General features: G+C 27.6%; 4 protein-coding genes. All 4 read left to right on the plus strand.

What is annotated here, in order from left to right:
• The first annotated feature begins 227 nt into the window (after nucleotides 1-227).
• Nucleotides 228-974, plus strand: coding sequence for a Tc toxin subunit A (locus BHE89_RS14505; protein ID WP_128860578.1), 747 nt, complete (start codon nucleotides 228-230; stop codon nucleotides 972-974).
• 384 nt (nucleotides 975-1,358) lie between these two features.
• The gene (locus BHE89_RS14510) at nucleotides 1,359-1,667 is read left to right on the plus strand and encodes a hypothetical protein (RefSeq protein ID WP_128860579.1); all 309 of its coding nucleotides are present in this window, start codon (nucleotides 1,359-1,361) and stop codon (nucleotides 1,665-1,667) included.
• Nucleotides 1,668-1,779: 112 nt separating this feature from the next.
• On the plus strand, nucleotides 1,780-2,025 hold the full coding sequence (locus BHE89_RS14515; protein ID WP_128860580.1) for a hypothetical protein: 246 nt from the start codon (nucleotides 1,780-1,782) through the stop codon (nucleotides 2,023-2,025).
• Nucleotides 2,026-2,089: 64 nt separating this feature from the next.
• Nucleotides 2,090-2,500: hypothetical protein (locus BHE89_RS14520; protein ID WP_141008305.1), on the plus strand; the 411-nt coding region annotated here is incomplete at its 3' end.

Here is a 2,500-nt window from a genome sequence, read left to right on the forward strand (position 1 = left end):
TATTTAGATATCTTTTCTTGTTTTTTTTTTCTTATTTTTAAAACGCATTTAACCTACAAAGAATAAAAAAAACTCAATAACAAGTTATAAAAAATTCAATTTTTAATTTTTATTTTCTTGATATTTTAAATTTCGAGATAAAACGACGATTTTATTCTCTCTATTTTAAATTAACTTATATTAGGAAAATATTTAATGAAAAAACATTAATACACGTTTAGCAAAAAATGAATTCTGATGCAGTGGAAAATATCACATTAAATGATCTCGCTCCCTTGTCGCTTCATGAAATTCACGCACTGAGTGAAGAGAAACTTAGTTGGCATGAAGCAAAAACACTATATAAAAAAGCTCAAGACGCTGCAAAAATTAATAAATTAAATGAAGCACATTATTTGACACGTAATAATCCACAAGTAAAAAATGCCGTGGCTTTAGGTATTCAACCACAATCCGCACAAAGCCGTGCATTAGGTGATTGGATCCCAAGTCGAGACAACCACTATGTTGATTCTAAATCTGTTGCATCGATGTTTTCACCGGCAGGTTATTTAACAGAGCTTTATCGTGAAGCAAAAGAAATACGCACTGGCAAATTAAAGTATCGTCTTGATAACCGTCGTCCTGATTTAGCACAATTAGTGCTTTCTCAAGAAAATATGGATAAAGAAATTTCCACGCTTTCTTTATCAAATCAAATTTTAACGAATGCATTACAACATAAATTAGGTAATGATAAAGATTTATTTCAAGAACTAGCAACAAATCGCGTAATGGGTGAAAACCCTTATCACCAACCTTATGAAACTATTCGACAAACATTGTTATTACGCGATGGCTTGGTTGATAAATTAGTAAAAGCTAAGGATTATCTTGATATTTTAGATACAGAATGGATCTCAACGATTAGTTCATCTATTTCTCCTGAATTATATGCTATCCTAACAGAAGTAATCTCTGACGATAAAAATTGAGGAACTAATAGAGAAAAACTTCGGACATAAAGATATCAGTTTAAAGAGTAATTTAAAATTCTTATCAGAATATTATTCTGTTTCAGAAGAAGAAATATTGCCATTATTTAATATACTTAAAGTAAATAATGAATTAGATTCAAAAAGCATGTTGTTCTTAAATAAAATTATTCGCTTACATAAAGCAACAGGGATCTCTGTTGGTAATCTACATGTTTTAATTAGAGCAAAAAAATAATGATAATAATATTGACTCTGAGGTTATTCGCTCTATTCTTCATGTACAATATATTATGGAGAAATACAATATTAATATTGAGCAATCTCTAGTACTTAATGGTTCTAATATTAATCATCAAACATTGAATAACTCTTTATCGCTATTTGATATTTTTATTTAATTCTCCTCCATTAGGTAAAAGTAAATTTATCGCAGACAATAAAGCACTTGATTTTAATTCATCATCTCCAGATGATATTATACGCATTAATACCTTAAAACGTGCATTACATGTCGATGATATTGGCATTGTTACTATGTGGAAATTAGCTTCGGGTAAAACAACAGAATTTACTTGTTCTATAGAGAATATATCACTGTTATATCGAGTATATTTATTAGCAACAGTACATGGTTTAGATATTTATTCTCTTTCTTTATTACTCGATATGTTGCCTGAGACCTTTCAGTAAACCCATTAATAAACAATCGTTATCAGATGATGCAGGTAATTTAATTTATACAATAAATAATTATTGCAAGTTTATTAAAGATTATAAATTTAGTATTTCAGAATTATATTTAATGACAGCAAAAGAATATGATTTGCGTTATACCCAAAAAATGGAAAAGCTTTTTGACGAGTTAATGAATTTTAATGATTCTTATATAGATGAATTCACTGAGCGGGCAATTATACCGTCCTATTTAGGTATACTCGGCTATCATTTATCCCTTCCTTCTTTAAGTGTTGCCAGTGCTATATGGACATATCTCGACAGTAATATGATATTTAAAACTTATCTGTTCATGATTTTAGAGATTTGGTAAAGAGAATGATAAAACATTAGAAGATAAAAATAAACTTGTTACTTATATACAAATGTTGTGTCAAATGATTTCTATATTTACTAAGTTAGGATTAAATGAAAACGAAATAAATATATTGGGAGAAAAACGTTTACTTAATTATAAAGCTGTTCTTCCTAATATCGAATCAATAAAAGATATATCTGAATTTCATCGTTTCCATTTAGATAAAATAAATAATAAAGATGAACTGGTTAACCTTTTTGGCAGTAATAAAACTAGTTCAATTTTATCAAAAGTATATGAAGTTTCTGATGAGGTAATTGAGCAAATTATTTCTTTATTAAAACTAGATGATGAAATTAAATTTGATAATATCAAAGAAATCTCTAGCTATATTGATATGATAAAAACATTTAATATTACACCTGATAATTTTAATCTATTAACTCAATTAAAATTTACTACAAGTGAGAGTAAAGAGAAAGATTACTTG

Source organism: Shigella sp. FC1967 (assembly GCF_001743005.1).
Taxonomy (GTDB): domain Bacteria; phylum Pseudomonadota; class Gammaproteobacteria; order Enterobacterales; family Enterobacteriaceae; genus Proteus.

What these genes read in the sequence shown, in the direction of transcription:
- BHE89_RS14515 (WP_128860580.1), top strand. Translation starts at nt 1,780, where the DNA reads ATGACAGCAAAAGAATATGATTTGCGTTATACCCAAAAAATGGAAAAG.
- BHE89_RS14505 (WP_128860578.1), top strand. Translation starts at nt 228, where the DNA reads ATGAATTCTGATGCAGTGGAAAATATCACATTAAATGATCTCGCTCCC.